We start from the raw sequence: 17310 nt of genomic DNA on the forward strand, positions 1-17310 counted from the left end.
AGACGGGATCAGAAGGGACGGCGCCGGGCAGATCGGCGGCCGGGGCCCTTCTGGGGACCGGGCCCCGGGCAAAGTTACTGCAAAAACACTTATCCCAAGCTGACGGAGGGGGTGGCTATGGTAGGGAATCCACTGGACACCACCAGAGCCGACAGGGGAGGTGCGGCTGAGCCTGTGGATCGTGGCGGCGTCCTCAGACGTCTCTTCTGGTCGGCGGGTGAGCCGAAATCCGTGACCGACATTGCTGACCGCATCCACACCGCCGACACCGCAACCACCGCGACCTTTGCCGCCGATGCGGGCTCCCAGGCGTGGACCCCTCCCTCGTGGGAGGAGATCGTCAGCACGCACAGCGCGCGGGTCTACCGCCTCGCCTACCGTCTGACCGGCAACCAGCACGACGCCGAGGACCTGACACAAGAGGTCTTCGTCCGCGTCTTCCGCTCGCTGTCCACCTACACGCCCGGCACCTTCGAGGGCTGGCTGCACCGCATCACCACCAACCTCTTCCTGGACATGGTCCGCCGCAAGCAGCGGATCCGCTTCGACGCGCTCGGAGACGACGCCGCCGAGCGGCTCCCGAGCCGCGAGCCGTCCCCGCAGCAGGTGCTCCACGACACCCACTTCGACGCGGACGTGCAGCAGGCGCTGGACACCCTCGCGCCGGAGTTCCGCGCGGCCGTCGTGCTGTGCGACATCGAGGGCCTGTCGTACGAGGAGATCGCCGCCACCCTCGGCGTGAAGCTCGGCACCGTCCGCAGCCGTATCCACCGCGGCCGCTCCCACCTGCGCAAGGCGCTCAAGCACCGTTCGCCCGAAGCCCGTGCCGAACAGCGCGCGCTGGCGGGCGTGGCGGTGGGCGCTCCGGGCACCGGGGGAGAGGGCGGAGCCGAGTGAGCGCGGCCAGTCCGTCCCCCGCCGAACAGCACCTGGGCGACCGGCTCGCCGCCCTCGTGGACGGGGAACTGAATCACGACGCGCGCGAGCGGGTCCTGGCCCACCTGGCCACCTGTGCCAAGTGCAAGGCCGAGGCCGACGCCCAGCGCCGCCTGAAGACCATGTTCGTCGAGAGCGCACCGCCGCCGCTGTCCGCGGGGCTGCTCGCGCGGCTCCAGGGACTGCCGGGCGGCGGACCCGAGGGTCCCTCCGGTCCCGCGGGCCCCGGAGCTCCGCCGGGCGCCGACCCGTTCGCCTCCTTCGCGTACGCCCTGCCGACGGCCCCCCGGCCGCAGCAGCAGGGGTTCCGCATCCACGAGGTGGGCCGCCCGCGCCGCCGCCTGGCCTTCGTCGCCGCCGGAGCCGTGTCGCTGGCCGCCCTCGCGCTGGGTGGTTCGCTGCCGCTGGAGGCCGTGGAGCCGAACGTCCGGGGCGAGTCCCCCGTGCCCGCCACCAGACCGGGACCGGCCGTGTCCGTGGCCGACGCGGTCGTCCGCGACCGCCGTCCCACGCCCGTCGCCGTACCCGCTCCCAGCCCGCCGGCGTCGCTGCCGACGCCGCTCCCGCCGCTGCATCCCTCCCCGCAGGCGACGGCTCGACCGGTCTCCCTGCTGCGCTGACGCCGAACCTGGTTGAATCTGCGGCACATGTGCACAGGTACGCGGGGAGCGCCCATGGCCGACAGGCAGCAGACCGATCCGGCTCCGAGGTGGTGGAGCCGGCCCGAGGGCACGGCGGATGGCCACCGCGAGGGGGTGCCCGCACCGCGCCCCGAGGCCGGAGCGGACCCCGCGGCGGAGCAGGGCCCGGGCCCTGAGCCCAGCCCCGGCCCTGAGTCAGGCCCAGGCCCTGAGTCAGGCCCAGGCCCTGAGTCAGGCCCCGGCCAGGTCCCGGCGCGGGCCGCGCACGCCGACGCCGCACCGCCCCCGTACGCGAACGCCCCGGCGGACGCGGCCTCGTACGCGGACACCGCCCCCGGCGGCCAGGAGGCGTCCGCCCACGTGGTGCGGTACGACCCCTGGGGCGACCAGCCCCTCCAGGTCGTGGACCGGGGCAGACCGCGCCGCGGAGTCGGCCTGTGGCAGCTGGTGGCCTTCGGCGTGGGGGTCGCCCTGCTCGCCGGAGGCATCGGCGGATACCTCGGCGTGCTCGCCGAGCGTCAGAGCGGCACCCGGCTGGAGCTTCCGCAGGCGGGCGCCCAGGACACGGGCCGGGCGCCCGGGAGCGTGGCCGGTATCGCGGCCACCGCACTGCCCGGCGTGGTGACCCTGCACGTGCGCTCCACCGACGGGAGCGGCACCGGCACGGGTTTCGTCCTCGACGCCCAGGGCCACATCCTGACCAACAACCACGTCGTCGGCGACGCCAAGGAGATAGGCGTCACCTTCAGCACCGGCGAGAGCGTCAGCGCCGAGCTGGTGGGCCGGGACACCGGCTACGACCTGGCGGTGGTCAAGGTCAGCGGGGTGCGCGGGCTGCGCCCGCTGAGCCTCGGCAACTCCGAGAACGTGCGGGTCGGAGACCCGGTGGTGGCCATCGGGGCCCCGTTCGACCTCTCCAACACCGTCACCGCCGGCATCATCAGCGCCACCGGCCGGCCCGTCACCGCGGGCGGCGACAAGGGCGACGGCAGCGACGTCAGCTACGTCGACGCGCTTCAGACCGACGCCCCCATCAACCCCGGGAACTCCGGCGGCCCCCTCCTCGACGCCAAGGCCCACGTGGTCGGCATCAACAGCGCCATCCGCGGAGCCGACAAGGACGATCCCGACCGGCAGGGCGGCTCCATCGGACTGGGCTTCGCCATCCCCATCAACCAGGGCAAGCGCGTCGCCGAGGAACTGATCCGCACCGGCCGCGCCACCCACCCGGTCATCGGGGTCACGCTCGACCTCCAGTACAAGGGCGACGGAGCCCGGGTCGCGGACAAGGGCGCCGACGGCAAGCCGTCCGTCGTCGCCGACGGGCCCGGCGCCGGCGCCGGGATCCGGGCCGGGGACGTGATCACCAAGGTGGACGGGCAGCGCGTACGCGGCGGTGACGAGCTGATCATCAAGATCCGGGCCCACCGCCCGGGCGATCCGCTGACCCTCACCGTGCTCCGCGAGGGACGGGAGCGCACCCTGGAAGTGGTCCTCGGATCGGCGAACGGTTCGTGAGCGGTCCGTGACGTCCGGGTGAAACCGCGATCTCCGCCGTACGCGGGTATGGGCCCGCGGAGAACGCCGGGTACCGTGTGTCCAGGCCCGAAGTGAAGAGAGCCGAGGAGCGGCAAGGTGTTCAACGACATAGGCGCACTCGAACTTGTCACGATCGTGGTGCTCGCCATCCTCATCTTCGGTCCCGACAAGCTGCCCAAGGTCATCCAGGACGTCTCGGGCATCATCCGGAAGATCCGCTCCTTCTCGGACAGTGCGAAGCAGGACATCCGCTCCGAACTCGGCCCGGAATTCAAGGACTTCGAGTTCGAGGACCTGAACCCGAAGACCTTCATCCGCAAGCAGCTGGGCGAGAACGAGGACCTCAAGGACATCCGCAGCAGCTTCGATCTCCGCAAGGAGCTGAACGACGTCACCGACGCCGTGAACAGCCGCGAGACCGACGCCGCCCCGGCCTCCGCGACCCCGGCCGCCGCGCCCGCCGGCACCGGCCCGGACCTGCTGAAGAAGCCCGCCGCCCCGGCCGCCGAGCAGCCCGCCCGTTTCGACGCCGACGCCACCTGAGCCGCGCCCTGCCCGGCGATCCGGAGTCCGGTGGCTATCCTCCATCTGTCCGGACGCAGGACGCCCGAGGGGGGCGGGCCGCCGACGGACCCGACGGAACGAGAGGCCGCGCAGATGGAGACGACGAGCAGTAGCCGGGTAGGGGCGCAGCCCGCCGAAGCCCCCGCCGCCGCACAGCAGGACCCACAGGACCCGCAGGACACGCAGGATCCGCCCGCACAGCCGCTGGACGAGGCCACTCCCGTCCCGGCGGCCCGCCGGACGCCGGAGGGCTTCCTGGCCGCCGACTTCCCCTGGTACGGGCTGGACGGGGCCTTCGCGGGCCGCCGCTGGCTCATGCAGGCCGCCGTCGCCGCCGACGGCACGGTGGAACACGGCTCGACGGGCCACGGCGACGAGCCGTCCGCCCGGGGCGAGCTCGCCACCGGCGAGAAGGAGCGCTTCGCGGTGGTCGTCACCGTCGCGAGCAACCCGCTGCGCCGCAGCGGCGACGGCACCGGCGTCCTGGAGGCCACCTCGGTCTCCTCGGCGGCCTGGCTGGCCGGCTCCGGGCTGCTGGCGTACAGCTGGCCCGGACAGATGGACCACTCCCTGCGCAGCGACTGGCTCGACCAGCAGACCGAGGCCGCGTGGGAGCTCGCGGACGACCTCGGCGGCGAGGACTGGTCGACGCTGTCCCTGCCCGTGGACGGGGAGCCGACGCCCTTCCACTACCGCGAGTCGGAGTTCGGGTGGGTGCTGGCCGGCTCCACCGGCAGCGGAGTGCACCTCGGCGCCTACGGGCGCGGCATGAGCGCGTACGGGATCGGCTTCGCCGCGATCGAGGACCTCGGCACCTACGAATAGCCCCCGGCCCCGGAAGGGGCGGGGACACCACGCGAAAGGCACCACGCGAAAGGCACCGCGGGAACCGGTCCCCGCGGTGCCTTTCGCACGTCCGGTACGGGCCGCGGCCCGCCCGCCTCAGAACTTGTTGCGCGGGGTGATGCCCAGGGACATGCCCGACAGGCCGCGCGCGCGGCCGCCCAGCTTGCCCGCGATGGCCCGCAGGGCCGCGCCGGCCGGGGAGTCCGGGGCGGACAGGACCACGGGGGTGCCGTCGTCGCCGCCCTCGCGCAGCCGGACGTCGATCGGGATCGAACCCAGCACGGGCACCGACGCGCCGACGGTCTTGGTCAGCCCGTCGGCGACCTTCTGGCCGCCGCCCGAGCCGAACACGTCCACCATCTCGTCGCAGTGCGGGCACGGCAGGCCCGACATGTTCTCGACGACACCGACGATCTTCTGATGGGTCTGCACGGCGATCGACCCGGCGCGCTCCGCGACCTCGGCCGCGGCCTGCTGGGGGGTGGTGACCACGAGGATCTCGGCGTTCGGGACCAGCTGGGCCACCGAGATCGCGATGTCGCCGGTGCCCGGGGGCAGGTCCAGCAGCAGCACGTCCAGGTCGCCCCAGTACACGTCGGCCAGGAACTGCTGGAGGGCCCGGTGCAGCATCGGTCCGCGCCACACCACCGGCGCGTTGCCCGGGGTGAACATGCCGATGGAGATGACCTTCACGCCGTGCGCCGACGGCGGCATGATCATGTTCTCGACCTGGGTCGGGCGGCCCTCCACACCGAGCATCCGCGGCACGCTGTGCCCGTAGATGTCCGCGTCGACCACGCCGACCTTCAGGCCGTCGGCCGCCATCGCGGCGGCCAGGTTGACGGTGACCGAGGACTTGCCGACGCCGCCCTTGCCGGACGCCACCGCGTACACGCGGGTCAGCGAGCCCGGCTTGGCGAACGGGACCTCGCGCTCGGCGGTGCCGCCGCGCAGGTTCGTCGCCAGGTCCTTGCGCTGCTCGTCGCTCATCACGTCGAGGGTGACGGCGACGGAGGTGACCCCGGCGACCCGCTCCACGGCCTCGGTGACGTTCTTCGTGATGGTCTCGCGCATGGGACAGCCCGAGACCGTCAGGTACACGGTGACCGCGACCGCGCCGCCCTCGCCGATCTCCACCGATTTGACCATGCCGAGTTCGGTGATCGGCCGGTGGATCTCGGGGTCGTTCACCGTCGCCAGCGCGTCCAGGATCGCGTCCTGCTCCGGAACGGCGGCGTCGGCGGAGCTTGTGTCGGTAGCCATGCCCCGATGGTACGGCTCGGTAGCACGGCGCGGGAAAGCCCGCTAGCGGTCGGCTTCGTCACGTTCGTCGGGGAACAGCCTGCGCTCGTCCATCTCCTTGATCAGGTCCTGGAATTCCGAGCGGATCCAGTCGCGCGTGGCGACCTCGCCCAGACCCATCCGCAGGGCCGCGATCTCCCTCGTCAGGTACTCCGTGTCGGCGATGGAGCGCTCGTTCTGCTTGCGGTCCTGCTCCAGGTTGACCCGGTCGCGGTCGTCCTGCCGGTTCTGGGCTAGCAGGATCAGCGGAGCGGCGTACGACGCCTGGAGCGACAGCATCAGCGTCAGGAAGATGAAGGGGTACTCGTCGAACCGGAGGTCGTCCGGCGCGAAGATGTTCCACAGCACCCAGACGACGACGACCAGGGTCATCCAGACGATGAACCGGCCCGTGCCGAGGAAGCGCGCCACCCGCTCCGACAGCCGCCCGAACGCCTCCGGGTCGTACTCGGGCAGCAGCGACCGGCGCGGCGCCCGCGGCTGGTCCAGCCGGACCCGCTGGCGCGTCAGCGCGCTCGACCCCGTCGCCGCGGCCGCCTTCGCCCGCTCGGCCCGCTGCTCGGCCCGTTCCGCGCGCTCGGCCCGCTCGGCCCGTTCGCCGCGCTCCCGCACCCGGTCGGCGGCGTCCTCGAGCCGGTCCGACAGCCCGTGGTCGCGCCCGCGCGCCTTCGCCTGCTCGCGCCGCTCCCGGCTCAGCTCCCGGCGGCGCTCGCGCCCCTGCTCGCCGCGTCCCCGCTCAGTGGCCACCGACGGCCTCCTCGGCTTGGAAGTCCGTCTCCCGCCAGTCGTCCGGCAGCAGGTGGTCCAGTACGTCGTCCACCGTCACCGCGCCGAGCAGCGAGCCGCTCTCGTCGACGACCGGGACGGCCACCATGTTGTACGCGGCCAGGTAGCTGGTCACCACCGGCAGCGAGGCGTCCGGGCGCAGCGGCGGCAGGCCCGTGTCGACGATCGAGCTGACCAGGGTGAACGGGGGGTCCCGCAGCAGCCGCTGGAAGTGCACCGTGCCCAGGTACTTGCCCGTCGGGGTCTCGTCGGGCGGCCGGCACACGTACACCTGGGCCGCCAGCGCCGGCGACAGGTCCGCCTGGCGCACCCGGGCCAGCGCGTCGGCGACCGTCGCGTCCGGCCGCAGCACGATCGGCTCGGTCGTCATCAGACCGCCCGCCGTGCGCTCCTCGTACGACATCAGGCGCCGCACGTCGGCCGCGTCGTCGGGCCGCATCAGCGTCAGCAGCCGTTCCTTGTCGTCCTCGGGCAGCTCGGAGAGCAGGTCGGCCGCGTCGTCCGGGTCCATCGCCTCCAGGACGTCGGCCGCCCGCTCCTCCTTCAGCTTGCCGAGGATCTCCACCTGCTCGTCCTCGGGCAGCTCCTCCATGACGTCCGCGAGCCGGTCGTCATCCAGGGCGCTGGCCACCTCGGCACGCCGCTTGGGCGACAGGTGGTGCAGGACGTTCGCCACGTCGGCCGGGCGCATCTGCTCGAAGGTGGCGACGAGGTTCTCGGCGCCCTGCCCGTGCTCCTCCAGGGAGAAGCCCGTCACCGCCGACCACTCCACCGTCAGGGTCTCGCCGCGCCGGCGCAGCGCGCCCGCCTTGCCCTTCCGTACGAAGATCTTGTCGATCTCCCAGTCCCGGCGGGCCGGGAGCTGCTGGATGGCCACGTCCAGGACGGTGACCTCCTCCTCGTCCGCGACCAGGCGCACCCGCCGGTCCAGGAGTTCGCCGAGGATCAGCCGCTCGGTGGGCCGCTGCTCGAAGCGCCGCATGTTCACGACACCCGTGGTGATCACCTGTCCGGACTCCACGCCCGTGACCCGGGTCATCGGCAGGAAGATCCGGCGCCGGCTGACCACCTCGACCACCAGGCCCAGCAGCCGGGGCGGCCGGCCGCCGACGCGCAGCATCGCGACCAGGTCGCGGACGCGGCCGACCTGGTCGCCGTTGGGGTCGAAGACGGGCACACCCGACAGATGCGAGACGAAGATCCGCGGGGCGCCTGCAGCCATCCGAGCGCCTCCTAGAGCGTCAATCAACAGTCCTGCCGCCCCTCAGGCTAGCCCGTGCCCCGGGAAAGCGTCCTGGTGGGGCGGTCCGGCCGGGGTCCGCCGGGGGGCCGGAGGGGGGCGGGCCACGGCCGGGTACGCTGCCTGCTGCCCGCAGACGACCGACGAGAGGCACGTGCCCGTGACCGCCTACCTCCCCGCCGCGCGGCTGCGCCGGGCCGCCCTCATCGGTGCGCTGTGCACGGGCCTCGCCGTCACCGGTACGGGCTGCGGGGAGGACCCGGACCCGGACAAGGGCACGAACGGCGTGGGCAAGCTCTCCGCCGACAAGATCGAGGCGAAGGCGAGGGCCGCGGCGACGGAAGCCGACTCGGTGCACCTGTCCGGCACGCTGGTGAGCGGCGGCAAGTCCTTCACCCTCGACATGCGGCTGAAGTCCGACGGCGGCTCCGGCGAGGTGAAGTCGCAGGAGGACACCTTCCAGGTGCTGCGGGTGGGGGAGCAGCTCTACCTGAAGGCGAGCGCGGCCTTCTGGGGCCAGTCCGACTCGGCCGGCAAGCTCGGCGACAAGTACGTGAAGGTGCCGGAGAGCGACCCCACGTACAAGCAGTTCCGCGGTTTCACCGACATGGACGTGCTGCTGGACGGGCTGCTCGGCCTCCAGGGCAAGCTGGCCAAGGGCTCCTACAGCACGGTCGGGCACACGCGGGTCGTCCAGGTGACGGGGGACAAGGGCAAGGGCGGCAAGCTCGCGGTGTCCCTGGAGGGGACCCCGTACCCGCTGCTCCTGGAGCGCGCGGGCGGCGCCGGCCGGGTGGAGCTCGCCGAGTGGGGCAAGGTGTTCCCGCTCGACCCGCCCGCGCAGGACCAGACGGTGGACTACGGGTCGCAGCTGCCGACGACCAAGGACCAGAGCGGTGGCGGTACGGCTCCGGCCCCGTCGAAGAGCACGGGCGCGGGCCAGAGCCCCGGACAGGGCACGGGCCAGGGGTCGAACCCCACGAGCCCCTGAAACCGCCCCCCTAGCGGGTGTCGCGGCGCGCCGCCCGCTTCCGCTTCAGCAGCAGCTTCGGCAGGGCCGCCGGGACGGGCTCGCGGGTCGTCGCCGGGGAGCCCGTCGGCGCCGCGGCCAGGGAACCGGTCGGCAGCTCGGCCCGTACCGACTCCGGCTCCAGGCGCAGCAGCCGGCACTCGCGGGCCCACCGCTCGGTCATGTCCTCGGAGTCGGGCGCGTTCAGCCGCTTGCCCTTGAGCTCGGCGACCGCGGCCGTCCACTCCTCACCGCGCGGCGGGAGCTCGCGCACCGTCGCCGTCCAGGCCACCAGCCGGCCGCCCTTGTCCTTGCTGCGTACGGTCACCTCGGCGCTCGCGCCGTCCGCCAGCCCGGGGAACGGCTGCTCGCCGGGACCGTCGCCCAGCACGTGCGCCGCCCCGTCCACCCAGGCGTGCCACAGGGCACGGTCGGCGCCGGCGCCGCGGACCCAGACGAGGCCGGACTTCTTGGTGGCCTCCTCGACGAGGGCCAGGTCGAGTGCGCTGAGAGTCATGCGCCCCAGAGTAGGGGGTGGCCCGGCGCGGCCCGAGGCGCGATCCGGTGGACCTTTCCGGCCACGGCGCTAGAGCCAGCCGTGGCGGCGGAGCGCGCGGTGGATGGTGAAGCAGATCCCGACGATCGAGGCCATCACCATCGGATAGCCGTACTTCCACTGGAGTTCGGGCATGTGCTCGAAGTTCATCCCGTAGACCCCGCAGATCATGGTGGGCACGGCGATGATCGCCGCCCAGGAGGTGATCTTGCGCATGTCCTCGTTCTGGGCGACCGTCGCCTGCGCGAGGTTGGCCTGGAGGATCGAGTTCAGCAGCTCGTCGAAGCCCACGACCTGCTCGTGCACCCGCGCCAGGTGGTCGGCGACGTCCCGGAAGTACTTCTGGATGTCCGGGTCCACCAGCCGCATGGGGCGCTCGCTCAGCAGCTCCATCGGGCGCAGCAGCGGGGCGACCGCCCGCTTGAACTCCAGCACCTCGCGCTTGAGCTGGTAGATGCGGCCCGCGTCGCCGCCGCGCGCGGCGCCCTTGGCGGGGGCGGCGAACACCGAGCTCTCCACCTCGTCGATGTCGTCCTGGACGGCCGCCGCGACCGCCACGTACCCGTCGACGACATGGTCCGCGATGGAGTGCAGGACGGAGGAGGGGCCCTTCGACAGGAGGTCCGGGTCGCCCTGGAGGCGGTGGCGCAGGCCCTTCAGGGAACCCTGGCCGCCGTGCCGGACGGTGATCACGAAGTCGGGGCCGGTGAAGCACATCACCTCGCCGGTCTCCACGACCTCGCTGGTGGCGGTGAGTTGGGCGTGGTCGACGTAGTGGATCGTCTTGAAGACGGTGAAGAGGGTGTCGTCGTACCGCTCCAGCTTCGGCCGCTGGTGGGCGTGCACCGCGTCCTCCACCGCCAGCGGGTGCAGCCCGAACGTGGCGGCGATCCCCGCGAACTCGTCCTCGGTCGGCTCGTGCAGGCCGATCCAGGCGAAACCGCCGTCCTCGCGGACCCGGCGGATCGCCTCACGGGGCGTCAGGCGGGCCGCCCCCAGTCCGGGCGAAGCGCGCCGGCCGTCGCGGTACACGGCGCAGTCGACCACCGCGCTGCTCGTGGACGGGTCGCGGGTGGTGTCGTAGCCGGACTGGGCCGGGGCGTTCTTGCGGAGTGACGGACGGACGGCCGCACGCAGGTAGGGCAGCATCGACATGGTGGCTCCTTCGCGCGCACGGCCGCGGACCGTACGGGTGGGAGGCCCCCTCCGGGGCGGCGCGACCGCTGCGGGCGGGCAGGCCGGGCCGGGGGGACGTCAGCAGGACGGGAGGACGGAGTTCTGCCGTCGCTCTTCTGCCGATCGGAAGATCACAGGGGGCGGGAGGTGCCCGTCACCGCAGCGGAAGAGCGATTGGTACTACTGCACGATCGACTTCGATGCACCGCAGCCCCACCTCCTCCGGCCGGTCCCCCGTGGGGGACGTCCTCGCCGGGGCACCGAAACAACGCTTCAGCGTGCGGCCCCGAACAGCTGTCAACACTATCAGCCGACGGATGGTCAAGACCCGCCCTTTACCCGGCTCATGCGAGTTCTATGCTCGATCCATGGCAGAAATTCTGGCCCTCGTGGAAGCCCGGCTGCGCACCGCGTTCGGGGAACCCGACGCACGCGCCGCCGTCACCTTCCTGGGCACCGACCGCATCGAGGTACTCCGTTTCGCCGAGGGCGACCTCGTGCGGTACGCGACCCTCGGGATGTCCGCGCACCCGATGACCGACCCGACCGCCGTGGTCGCCGATCCCGTACGGGGGCCGCGCGCCGAGCTGGTGCTGACCGTACGGGCGGGCCTCGCGCCCACCGACAAGCTGCTCCGGCCGCTCGCCGTGCTGGGCGCCTCCCCCCAGGTGGAGGGGCTGATCGTGGCCCCCGGGGCCTCGCTGGACGTGGGCGAACCGCTCTGGGAGGGAGCGCCGTTCAGCTCCGTCCTGGTGGCCGAGCCGGGCGGGCTGGTGGAGGACCTGGAGCTGGACGAGCCCATGGACCCGGTGCACTTCCTGCCGCTGCTGCCGATGACGGCGAACGAGGCGGCCTGGAAGCGGGTGCACGGCGCGGCGGCACTTCAGGAGCGGTGGCTCGCGCGCGGCACGGATCTGCGGGACCCTCTGCGTACGGCGGTCGCACTGGACTGAGACGGCAGACCCGGCGCCCGGACGGGTGATCGCGTCTTGACGGCGCGCCGGGCGGGGAGGAGCGTGGCCTTCTATGAGGGGCGAACCGAGTTGCCCGAAGTGCGGTGGCCGGGTCAGGGCGCCCGGTCTCTTCTCCGACTCCTGGCAGTGCGCCGTGCACGGCACCGTCCACCCCCTGCAGCCGGTGATCCCGCCCAGCGTCGAGGGCCTGGGCGTGGTGGTGCACCGGGCGCGCGTGCCCGTGTGGATGCCGTGGCCGCTGCCGGTGGGCTGGCTGTTCACCGGGGTCGCGTCCGCCGGTGACGACCGCAGCGGGGGCCGGGCCACGGCGGTGGCCTGCACCGGCCCCGGGCCGCTCGGCGGCCTCGGCGAGCTGCTGCTGGTCGCCGAGGAGCTGGGCGTGGGCCTCGGCGCGCGGTACGCGGGGATCGACGGCCCCGACCCCGGCGGGCACATCGACATGTCGGCGCCGCCGCACGCCAAGGTGGTCGCGGCGGGCCGCCCGTCCCCGCTGTGGCACGTGAAGGGGACCCCCGACGACCGCGCCGTCTTCGCGGGCGAGGCGCGCGGGCTGTGGCTCTGGGCGATCGTCTGGCCCGAGCAGTCCGGGCTGCTGATGTACGACGAACTGGTCCTCACCGACCTGCGGGACGCGGGCGCCGAGGTGGAACTGCTGCCCTGCGGCGCCCTGAGCCCGCGCGTCCTCGGGCCGTCCTGACCGCTGTACGGTGCCCGGCCCCGGGCCCGTCCGGGCTCCCGTGCCGCCCCGGGGCCGGCCGCCGGACCCCGTCCACCCCACGGTCCGGGGCGGCCGGGAGGGCCCCCGGGCGCGGTTATCCTGGAGTGTCCCCCGTCCGTACGACCCATGGAGCCCGGCTGTGCGCATCGACCTGCACACCCACTCCACGGCCTCCGACGGTACGGACACCCCCGCCGAGCTGGTGCGCAATGCCGCCCGTGCCGGTCTGGACGTGGTCGCGCTGACCGACCACGACACCGTCGGCGGCCACGCCGAGGCCCTCGCGGCCCTGCCCGCCGGCCTGACCCTGGTGACCGGGGCCGAGCTGTCCTGCCGCCTCGACGGCGTCGGGATGCACCTGCTGGCCTACCTCTTCGACCCCGAGGAGCCCGAGCTCTCCCGCGAGCGCGAGCTCGTCCGGGACGACCGGACCCCCCGCGCGCAGGCCATGGTCGGAAAGCTCCGGGCGCTCGGCGTCGGCATCACCTGGGAGCAGGTCGCGCGGATCGCCGGTGAGGGCTCCGTGGGACGGCCGCACCTGGCGAGCGCGCTCGTGGAGCTGGGCGTCGTACCGACCGTGTCGGACGCCTTCACGCCCGACTGGCTCGCCGACGGCGGCCGCGCGTACGCCGGGAAGCACGAGCTCGACCCCTTCGACGCGATCCGCCTGGTCAAGGCGGCCGGCGGGGTCACCGTCTTCGCGCACCCCGCCGCCGTCAAGCGCGGCCGGTGCGTGCCCGAGGCCGTGATCGCGGAGCTGGCGGCCGCGGGGCTGGACGGCATCGAGGTGGACCACATGGACCACGACACCGCCACGCGCGCCCGCCTGGGCGCCCTGGCGGGGGAGCTGGGCCTGCTCACCACCGGGTCCAGCGACTACCACGGCAGCCGCAAGACCTGCCGCCTCGGCGAGTACACGACCGACCCCGAGATCTACGGCGAGATCACGCGCCGCGCGACCGGCGCCTTCCCCGTGCCCGGCGCCGGCGGAGGCATCCGGTAGGACCGGCCCCGGCCGTCCGCTCCACCCGTCGCGCCGTCGCGCGCCTCCTCCTCTTCGATTCACCCCTCTCTCCTGCAAGGCATCACTGTGTTTGATTTCGCCGTCTTCGGATCCCTCTTTCTCACCCTTTTCGTGATTATGGACCCCCCGGGGATCACGCCGATCTTCCTCGCCCTGACCTCCGGGCGCCCCGCGAAGGTGCAGCGCCGGATGGCCTGGCAGGCCGTCTGCGTGGCCTTCGGCGTCATCGCCGTGTTCGGTCTCTGCGGCCAGCAGATCCTGGACTACCTGCACGTATCGGTCCCGGCGCTGATGATCGCGGGCGGCCTGCTGCTCCTGCTGATCGCGCTGGACCTGCTCACCGGCAAGACCGACGAGCCCAAGCAGACCAAGGACGTCAACGTCGCCCTCGTGCCGCTGGGCATGCCGCTGCTGGCGGGGCCCGGCGCGATCGTCTCCGTCATCCTGGCCGTGCAGAAGGCCGACGGGGTCAGCGGGCAGGTCTCCGTGTGGTGCGCGATCGTGGCCATGCACGTGGTGCTGTGGATCACGATGCGCTACTCGCTGGTGATCATCAGGGTGATCAAGGACGGCGGCGTCGTGCTCGTGACGCGCCTCGCCGGCATGATGCTCTCCGCCATCGCCGTCCAGCAGATCATCAACGGCGTGCTCCAGGTCGTGCGCGGCGCCTGACGGGTCCGGCCCGTCCCGGGCCGCCCGTGCGTCCCGTACGCATGCGAACGCCCCCGCACCGGTATCGGTGGCGGGGGCGCAGACGTGTGTGCGGTGTGCGGTGTGCGAGGCGTCAGGACGCCGTGCCTGCCGGTCGGATCAGAATGCGCTGGCCGACAGAGGCGGCGTGCTGCACGATCCGGTTGACGGAGGCCGCGTCCACGACGGTGCTGTCCACGGCGGATCCGTCGACGTCGTTCAGGCGCAGAATCTCGAAGCGCATGGGGCTTCTCCCTTCGTCGGTGTTTCTCCTTGCACAGGTTCCAACGAAGTGTAGGTGGCAAACATTCCCTACGCTAAGGAAATTTTTTCACTCGCTAAATATTAGTGGGGGCAAGAGTCCCAGAACGTGACCAGCGCACCGGCTGTGACCGCCGGATTCTCCGCGTTGGGGGAGTGCTCGGCGCCCTCCACGACGACCCGGGACGCTCCCAGCCGACGCGCCATGTCATCCATCAGCGGCACCGGCCAGGCGTAGTCGACCACACCGGACAGCACCAGCTTCGGCAGCGCGACCCCTGCCAGCTCGTCCACCCGGTCGGGCTCGGAGATCAGCGCCCGCCCGGTGGCGATCAGCTGCTCCGGCACGGTCGCCAGCCACCGCTCGCGCAGGAAGGACGCCAGCTCGGGCGCGTCCGCCTCGGCGTCCCGCGGGTCCTGGGCGCGCATCGCCGCCCACACCGCGTCCATGTCCTCGCGCAGCGCCTCCAGCGCCGCCACCAGCAGCTTCGTCCGGCCCCGCTGGACCTCGTCGATCGCGGCGGGCCCGCTGCTCATCAGGGTCAGCGAGGCGAACGGGGCCGGATCGCGCAGGACCGCGGCGCGTGAGACGAGCCCGCCGAGCGAGTGGCCGACCAGGTGCACGCGGCCCGCTCCCAGGGCCCGTACCTGCGCCAGGACGTCCCGCGCCAGCTCCTCCAGCGCGTACGCCTCCTCCTCGCGCGGCCCCGGGGTCTCGTACTGCCCGCGTCCGTCGACGGCGACCACCCGGTACCCGGCCGCGGACAGCGGCTCCAGCAGGGCGACGAAATCCTCCTTGCTGCCCGTGAAGCCCGGGACCAGCAGGGCGGTGCCTCGGACGGGTTCGCCGGCCTCGTGCACGGCGAAGGCACCGCGGTCGGTGACGAGGCGGTGCGCACGGGCGGCGGACGGCAGGGTCAGGCGCGGGGGCTTGCTCATGCGGCTCACGTTACTGGCCGGTCGACCCGCGGACACGCCGACGGCCCGGCCCCCCTGAGCGGGGAACCGGGCCGTCGGACGGTGCTTACGCCTCGGGGGCGGCGGCGGCCTTGCGGGTCCGGGTGCGCTTCGGCTTGACCGGAGCCTCCTCGGCGGCCTCGGCCGGGGCGGCGGCCTCGGCGACCGGGACGGCCGCGACCTTGCGGGTCCGGGTGCGCTTCGGCTTCGCGGGGGCCTCATCGGCCGGGGCCTCGGGGGCCTCGGCGACGACGGCGTCCGCGGCCGGGGCGACGGCCTTGCGGGTCCGGGTGCGCTTCGGCTTGACCGGAGCGTCCTCGGCGACCTCCACCGCGACGGGAGCCTCGACCACGGCGGCCTCGGCGACCGCGGCGACGGCCTTGCGGGTCCGGGTGCGCTTCGGCTTGACCGGAGCCTCCTCCGCCACGACCGCGGCGACGGCCACGGGGGCCTCCACCACGGCGACCGGAGCGGCGACCGCGACCGGGGCGGCCACGGCGACCTCGACGGCCGGAGCCGGCGCGGCGGCCGGAACCGAGCCACGGGTGCGGCGGCGGCGCGGCCTGCGCGGCTCGTCGGCGGCCGCGACCTCGGGGGCGTCCGCCACCGGGGTCACCGGCGCGGCCACGGCCACGGCCTCGACGCCGGACTCGGAACCACCGCGCGTCCGACGGCGCTGGCGCGGCGTACGGGTACGGGCCGGACGCTCCTCGGCGACCGGGGCGGCGGCGGGGGCCGCTCCGCGACCGCCACGGCCACCGCGGCCGCCGGTCTCGCCCAGGTCCTCGAGGTTCTCGGCCTTCAGGCCGGCCCGCGTGCGCTCGGAGCGCGGCAGGGTGCCCTTGGTGCCGGCCGGGATGTTCATCTCCTCGAACAGGTGCGGAGACGTGGAGTACGTCTCGACCGGGTCGTGGAAGTCCAGCTCCAGCGCCTTGTTGATCAGCTGCCAGCGCGGGATGTCGTCCCAGTCGACCAGGGTGACGGCGATGCCCTTCTTGCCCGCGCGGCCGGTGCGGCCCACACGGTGCAGGAAGGTCTTCTCGTCCTCCGGCGTCTGGTAGTTGATGACGTGGGTCACACCCTCGACGTCGATGCCGCGCGCGGCGACGTCGGTGCACACCAGCACGTCGACCTTGCCGTTGCGGAACGCGCGCAGCGCCTGCTCGCGGGCGCCCTGGCCCAGGTCGCCGTGGACGGCGCCCGAGGCGAAGCCGCGCTTCTCCAGCTGCTCGGCGATGTCGGCGGCCGTGCGCTTGGTGCGGCAGAAGATCATGGCCAGGCCGCGGCCCTCGGCCTGCAGGATGCGGGAGACGAGCTCCGGCTTGTCCATGTTGTGCGCACGGAAGACGTGCTGCGTGGTGTTGGCGACGGTCGCGCCCTCACCGTCCTCGGAGACGGCGCGGATGTGCGTCGGCTGCGTCATGTACCGGCGGGCCAGGCCGATGACCGCGCCCGGCATGGTCGCCGAGAACAGCATGGTCTGACGCTTCGGCGGCAGGTAGCTCATGATCCGCTCGACGTCGGGCAGGAAGCCCAGGTCGAGCATCTCGTCGGCCTCGTCCAGGACCAGGGCCCGGACGTGCGACAGGTCGAGCTTCTTCTGCCCGGCCAGGTCGAGCAGGCGGCCCGGGGTGCCGACGATGATGTCGACGCCCTTCTTGAGCGCCTCGACCTGTGGCTCGTACGCGCGGCCGCCGTATATGGCGAGGACGCGGACGTTGCGGACCTTGCCCGCGGTCAGCAGGTCGTTGGTCACCTGGGTGCAGAGCTCGCGGGTCGGAACCACGACGAGGGCCTGCGGGGCGTCGGTGAGCTGGTCGGGACGGGCCCGGCCCGCCTCGACGTCCGCGGGGACGGTGACCCGCTCCAGCAGGGGAAGGCCGAAACCGAGCGTCTTGCCGGTACCGGTCTTGGCCTGGCCGATGACGTCCGTGCCGGAAAGGGCGACGGGGAGGGTCATCTCCTGGATCGGGAAGGGGGACACGATGCCGACGGCTTCAAGGGCTTCGGCGGTCTCGGAAAGGATCCCGAGGTCTCGGAACGTAGTCAGGGTGCTGCCTCTTCTGTGAGACGCGGCGCGAGGCGGCGAGG

18 protein-coding genes are annotated in these 17310 nt (G+C 73.1%); 10 read left to right on the forward strand and 8 right to left on the reverse strand.

The annotated features are described in order from the left end of the window. Positions 1-117 precede the first annotated feature (117 nt). From sigE to ABT106_RS11960, 5 genes are all read left to right on the forward strand, one after another. On the forward strand, positions 118-897 hold the full coding sequence (gene sigE, locus ABT106_RS11940) for an RNA polymerase sigma factor SigE (RefSeq protein WP_351275592.1): 780 nt from the start codon (positions 118-120) through the stop codon (positions 895-897). Continuing rightward, a complete protein-coding gene (locus tag ABT106_RS11945) occupies positions 894-1556 on the forward strand; it encodes a zf-HC2 domain-containing protein (protein ID WP_351275594.1) in 663 nt (220 codons plus the stop codon). The genes sigE and ABT106_RS11945 overlap by 4 nt, the downstream gene beginning before the upstream one ends. A gap of 381 nt (positions 1557-1937) precedes the next feature. Next, a complete protein-coding gene (locus ABT106_RS11950; protein ID WP_351275596.1) occupies positions 1938-3095 on the forward strand; it encodes a S1C family serine protease in 1158 nt (385 codons plus the stop codon). 117 nt (positions 3096-3212) lie between these two features. Next, positions 3213-3659, forward strand: coding sequence for a sec-independent translocase (locus tag ABT106_RS11955; RefSeq protein WP_351275598.1), 447 nt, complete (start codon positions 3213-3215; stop codon positions 3657-3659). 114 nt (positions 3660-3773) lie between these two features. Beyond that, positions 3774-4505, forward strand: a complete 732-nt coding sequence (locus tag ABT106_RS11960; protein ID WP_351275600.1) for a hypothetical protein — start codon at positions 3774-3776, stop codon at positions 4503-4505. A 117-nt stretch (positions 4506-4622) separates the two neighbouring features. Here ABT106_RS11960 and ABT106_RS11965 read toward each other — a convergent pair whose 3' ends face one another. From ABT106_RS11965 to ABT106_RS11975, 3 genes are all read right to left on the reverse strand, one after another. Next, a complete protein-coding gene (locus ABT106_RS11965; protein ID WP_351275602.1) occupies positions 4623-5789 on the reverse strand; it encodes an Mrp/NBP35 family ATP-binding protein in 1167 nt (388 codons plus the stop codon). A gap of 42 nt (positions 5790-5831) precedes the next feature. Further along, positions 5832-6338 (reverse strand): DUF1003 domain-containing protein, encoded by a 507-nt coding sequence (locus ABT106_RS11970; RefSeq protein WP_351275647.1) that lies wholly within the window; start codon positions 6336-6338, stop codon positions 5832-5834. A 226-nt stretch (positions 6339-6564) separates the two neighbouring features. Then, positions 6565-7836 carry a magnesium transporter MgtE N-terminal domain-containing protein gene (locus ABT106_RS11975; protein WP_351275604.1) on the reverse strand — a complete coding sequence of 424 codons (1272 nt, stop codon included), beginning with the start codon at positions 7834-7836 and terminating at the stop codon, positions 6565-6567. 178 nt (positions 7837-8014) lie between these two features. Here ABT106_RS11975 and ABT106_RS11980 point away from each other — a divergent pair, with 178 nt between their 5' ends. Then, positions 8015-8845: a hypothetical protein gene (locus ABT106_RS11980; RefSeq protein WP_351275606.1), complete on the forward strand. Its 831-nt coding sequence runs from the start codon at positions 8015-8017 to the stop codon at positions 8843-8845. Positions 8846-8855: 10 nt separating this feature from the next. Here ABT106_RS11980 and ABT106_RS11985 read toward each other — a convergent pair whose 3' ends face one another. Together ABT106_RS11985 and ABT106_RS11990 are read right to left on the reverse strand one after the other, a co-directional pair. Then, positions 8856-9380, reverse strand: coding sequence for a hypothetical protein (locus ABT106_RS11985; protein WP_351275608.1), 525 nt, complete (start codon positions 9378-9380; stop codon positions 8856-8858). Between the two features lie 69 nt (positions 9381-9449). Then, positions 9450-10574, reverse strand: a complete 1125-nt coding sequence (locus ABT106_RS11990; RefSeq protein ID WP_351275610.1) for a magnesium and cobalt transport protein CorA — start codon at positions 10572-10574, stop codon at positions 9450-9452. A gap of 389 nt (positions 10575-10963) precedes the next feature. Here ABT106_RS11990 and ABT106_RS11995 point away from each other — a divergent pair, with 389 nt between their 5' ends. The 4 genes from ABT106_RS11995 to ABT106_RS12010 all read left to right on the forward strand — a co-directional run bounded on the left by ABT106_RS11995 (position 10964) and on the right by ABT106_RS12010 (position 13983). Further along, entirely contained in the window at positions 10964-11548 is a 585-nt protein-coding gene (locus ABT106_RS11995; RefSeq protein ID WP_351275612.1) for a suppressor of fused domain protein, read from the forward strand. A 73-nt stretch (positions 11549-11621) separates the two neighbouring features. After that, positions 11622-12266, forward strand: coding sequence for a DUF6758 family protein (locus ABT106_RS12000; RefSeq protein ID WP_351275614.1), 645 nt, complete (start codon positions 11622-11624; stop codon positions 12264-12266). A gap of 160 nt (positions 12267-12426) precedes the next feature. Continuing rightward, the gene (locus ABT106_RS12005) at positions 12427-13290 is read left to right on the forward strand and encodes a PHP domain-containing protein (protein ID WP_351275616.1); all 864 of its coding nucleotides are present in this window, start codon (positions 12427-12429) and stop codon (positions 13288-13290) included. 87 nt (positions 13291-13377) lie between these two features. Next, on the forward strand, positions 13378-13983 hold the full coding sequence (locus ABT106_RS12010; RefSeq protein WP_267718116.1) for a MarC family protein: 606 nt from the start codon (positions 13378-13380) through the stop codon (positions 13981-13983). A gap of 112 nt (positions 13984-14095) precedes the next feature. Here the strand turns inward: ABT106_RS12010 and ABT106_RS12015 are convergent, their stop codons facing one another. From ABT106_RS12015 to ABT106_RS12025, 3 genes are all read right to left on the reverse strand, one after another. Next, complete coding sequence (locus ABT106_RS12015) at positions 14096-14245, reverse strand: DUF8834 family protein (RefSeq protein ID WP_351275618.1); 150 nt, start codon at positions 14243-14245, stop codon at positions 14096-14098. A 101-nt stretch (positions 14246-14346) separates the two neighbouring features. Further along, complete coding sequence (locus ABT106_RS12020) at positions 14347-15201, reverse strand: alpha/beta fold hydrolase (RefSeq protein WP_351275620.1); 855 nt, start codon at positions 15199-15201, stop codon at positions 14347-14349. An 85-nt stretch (positions 15202-15286) separates the two neighbouring features. Next, positions 15287-17203 (reverse strand): DEAD/DEAH box helicase, encoded by a 1917-nt coding sequence (locus tag ABT106_RS12025; RefSeq protein WP_351275622.1) that lies wholly within the window; start codon positions 17201-17203, stop codon positions 15287-15289. Positions 17204-17310 lie beyond the last annotated feature (107 nt).

The sequence above is a fragment of the Streptomyces sp. NPDC002044 genome (genome assembly GCF_040296725.1).
GTDB classification, from domain to species: Bacteria; Actinomycetota; Actinomycetes; order Streptomycetales; family Streptomycetaceae; genus Streptomyces; species Streptomyces antarcticus.

Coding starts and splice junctions, on each gene's coding strand:
- sigE (WP_351275592.1), top strand. CDS start 118: ATGGTAGGGAATCCACTGGACACCACCAGAGCCGACAGGGGAGGTGCG.
- ABT106_RS11960 (WP_351275600.1), top strand. CDS start 3,774: ATGGAGACGACGAGCAGTAGCCGGGTAGGGGCGCAGCCCGCCGAAGCC.
- ABT106_RS11965 (WP_351275602.1), bottom strand. CDS start 5,789: ATGGCTACCGACACAAGCTCCGCCGACGCCGCCGTTCCGGAGCAGGAC.
- ABT106_RS11975 (WP_351275604.1), bottom strand. CDS start 7,836: ATGGCTGCAGGCGCCCCGCGGATCTTCGTCTCGCATCTGTCGGGTGTG.
- ABT106_RS11985 (WP_351275608.1), bottom strand. CDS start 9,380: ATGACTCTCAGCGCACTCGACCTGGCCCTCGTCGAGGAGGCCACCAAG.
- ABT106_RS11990 (WP_351275610.1), bottom strand. CDS start 10,574: ATGTCGATGCTGCCCTACCTGCGTGCGGCCGTCCGTCCGTCACTCCGC.
- ABT106_RS11995 (WP_351275612.1), top strand. CDS start 10,964: ATGGCAGAAATTCTGGCCCTCGTGGAAGCCCGGCTGCGCACCGCGTTC.
- ABT106_RS12000 (WP_351275614.1), top strand. CDS start 11,622: ATGAGGGGCGAACCGAGTTGCCCGAAGTGCGGTGGCCGGGTCAGGGCG.
- ABT106_RS12015 (WP_351275618.1), bottom strand. CDS start 14,245: ATGCGCTTCGAGATTCTGCGCCTGAACGACGTCGACGGATCCGCCGTG.
- ABT106_RS12020 (WP_351275620.1), bottom strand. CDS start 15,201: ATGAGCAAGCCCCCGCGCCTGACCCTGCCGTCCGCCGCCCGTGCGCAC.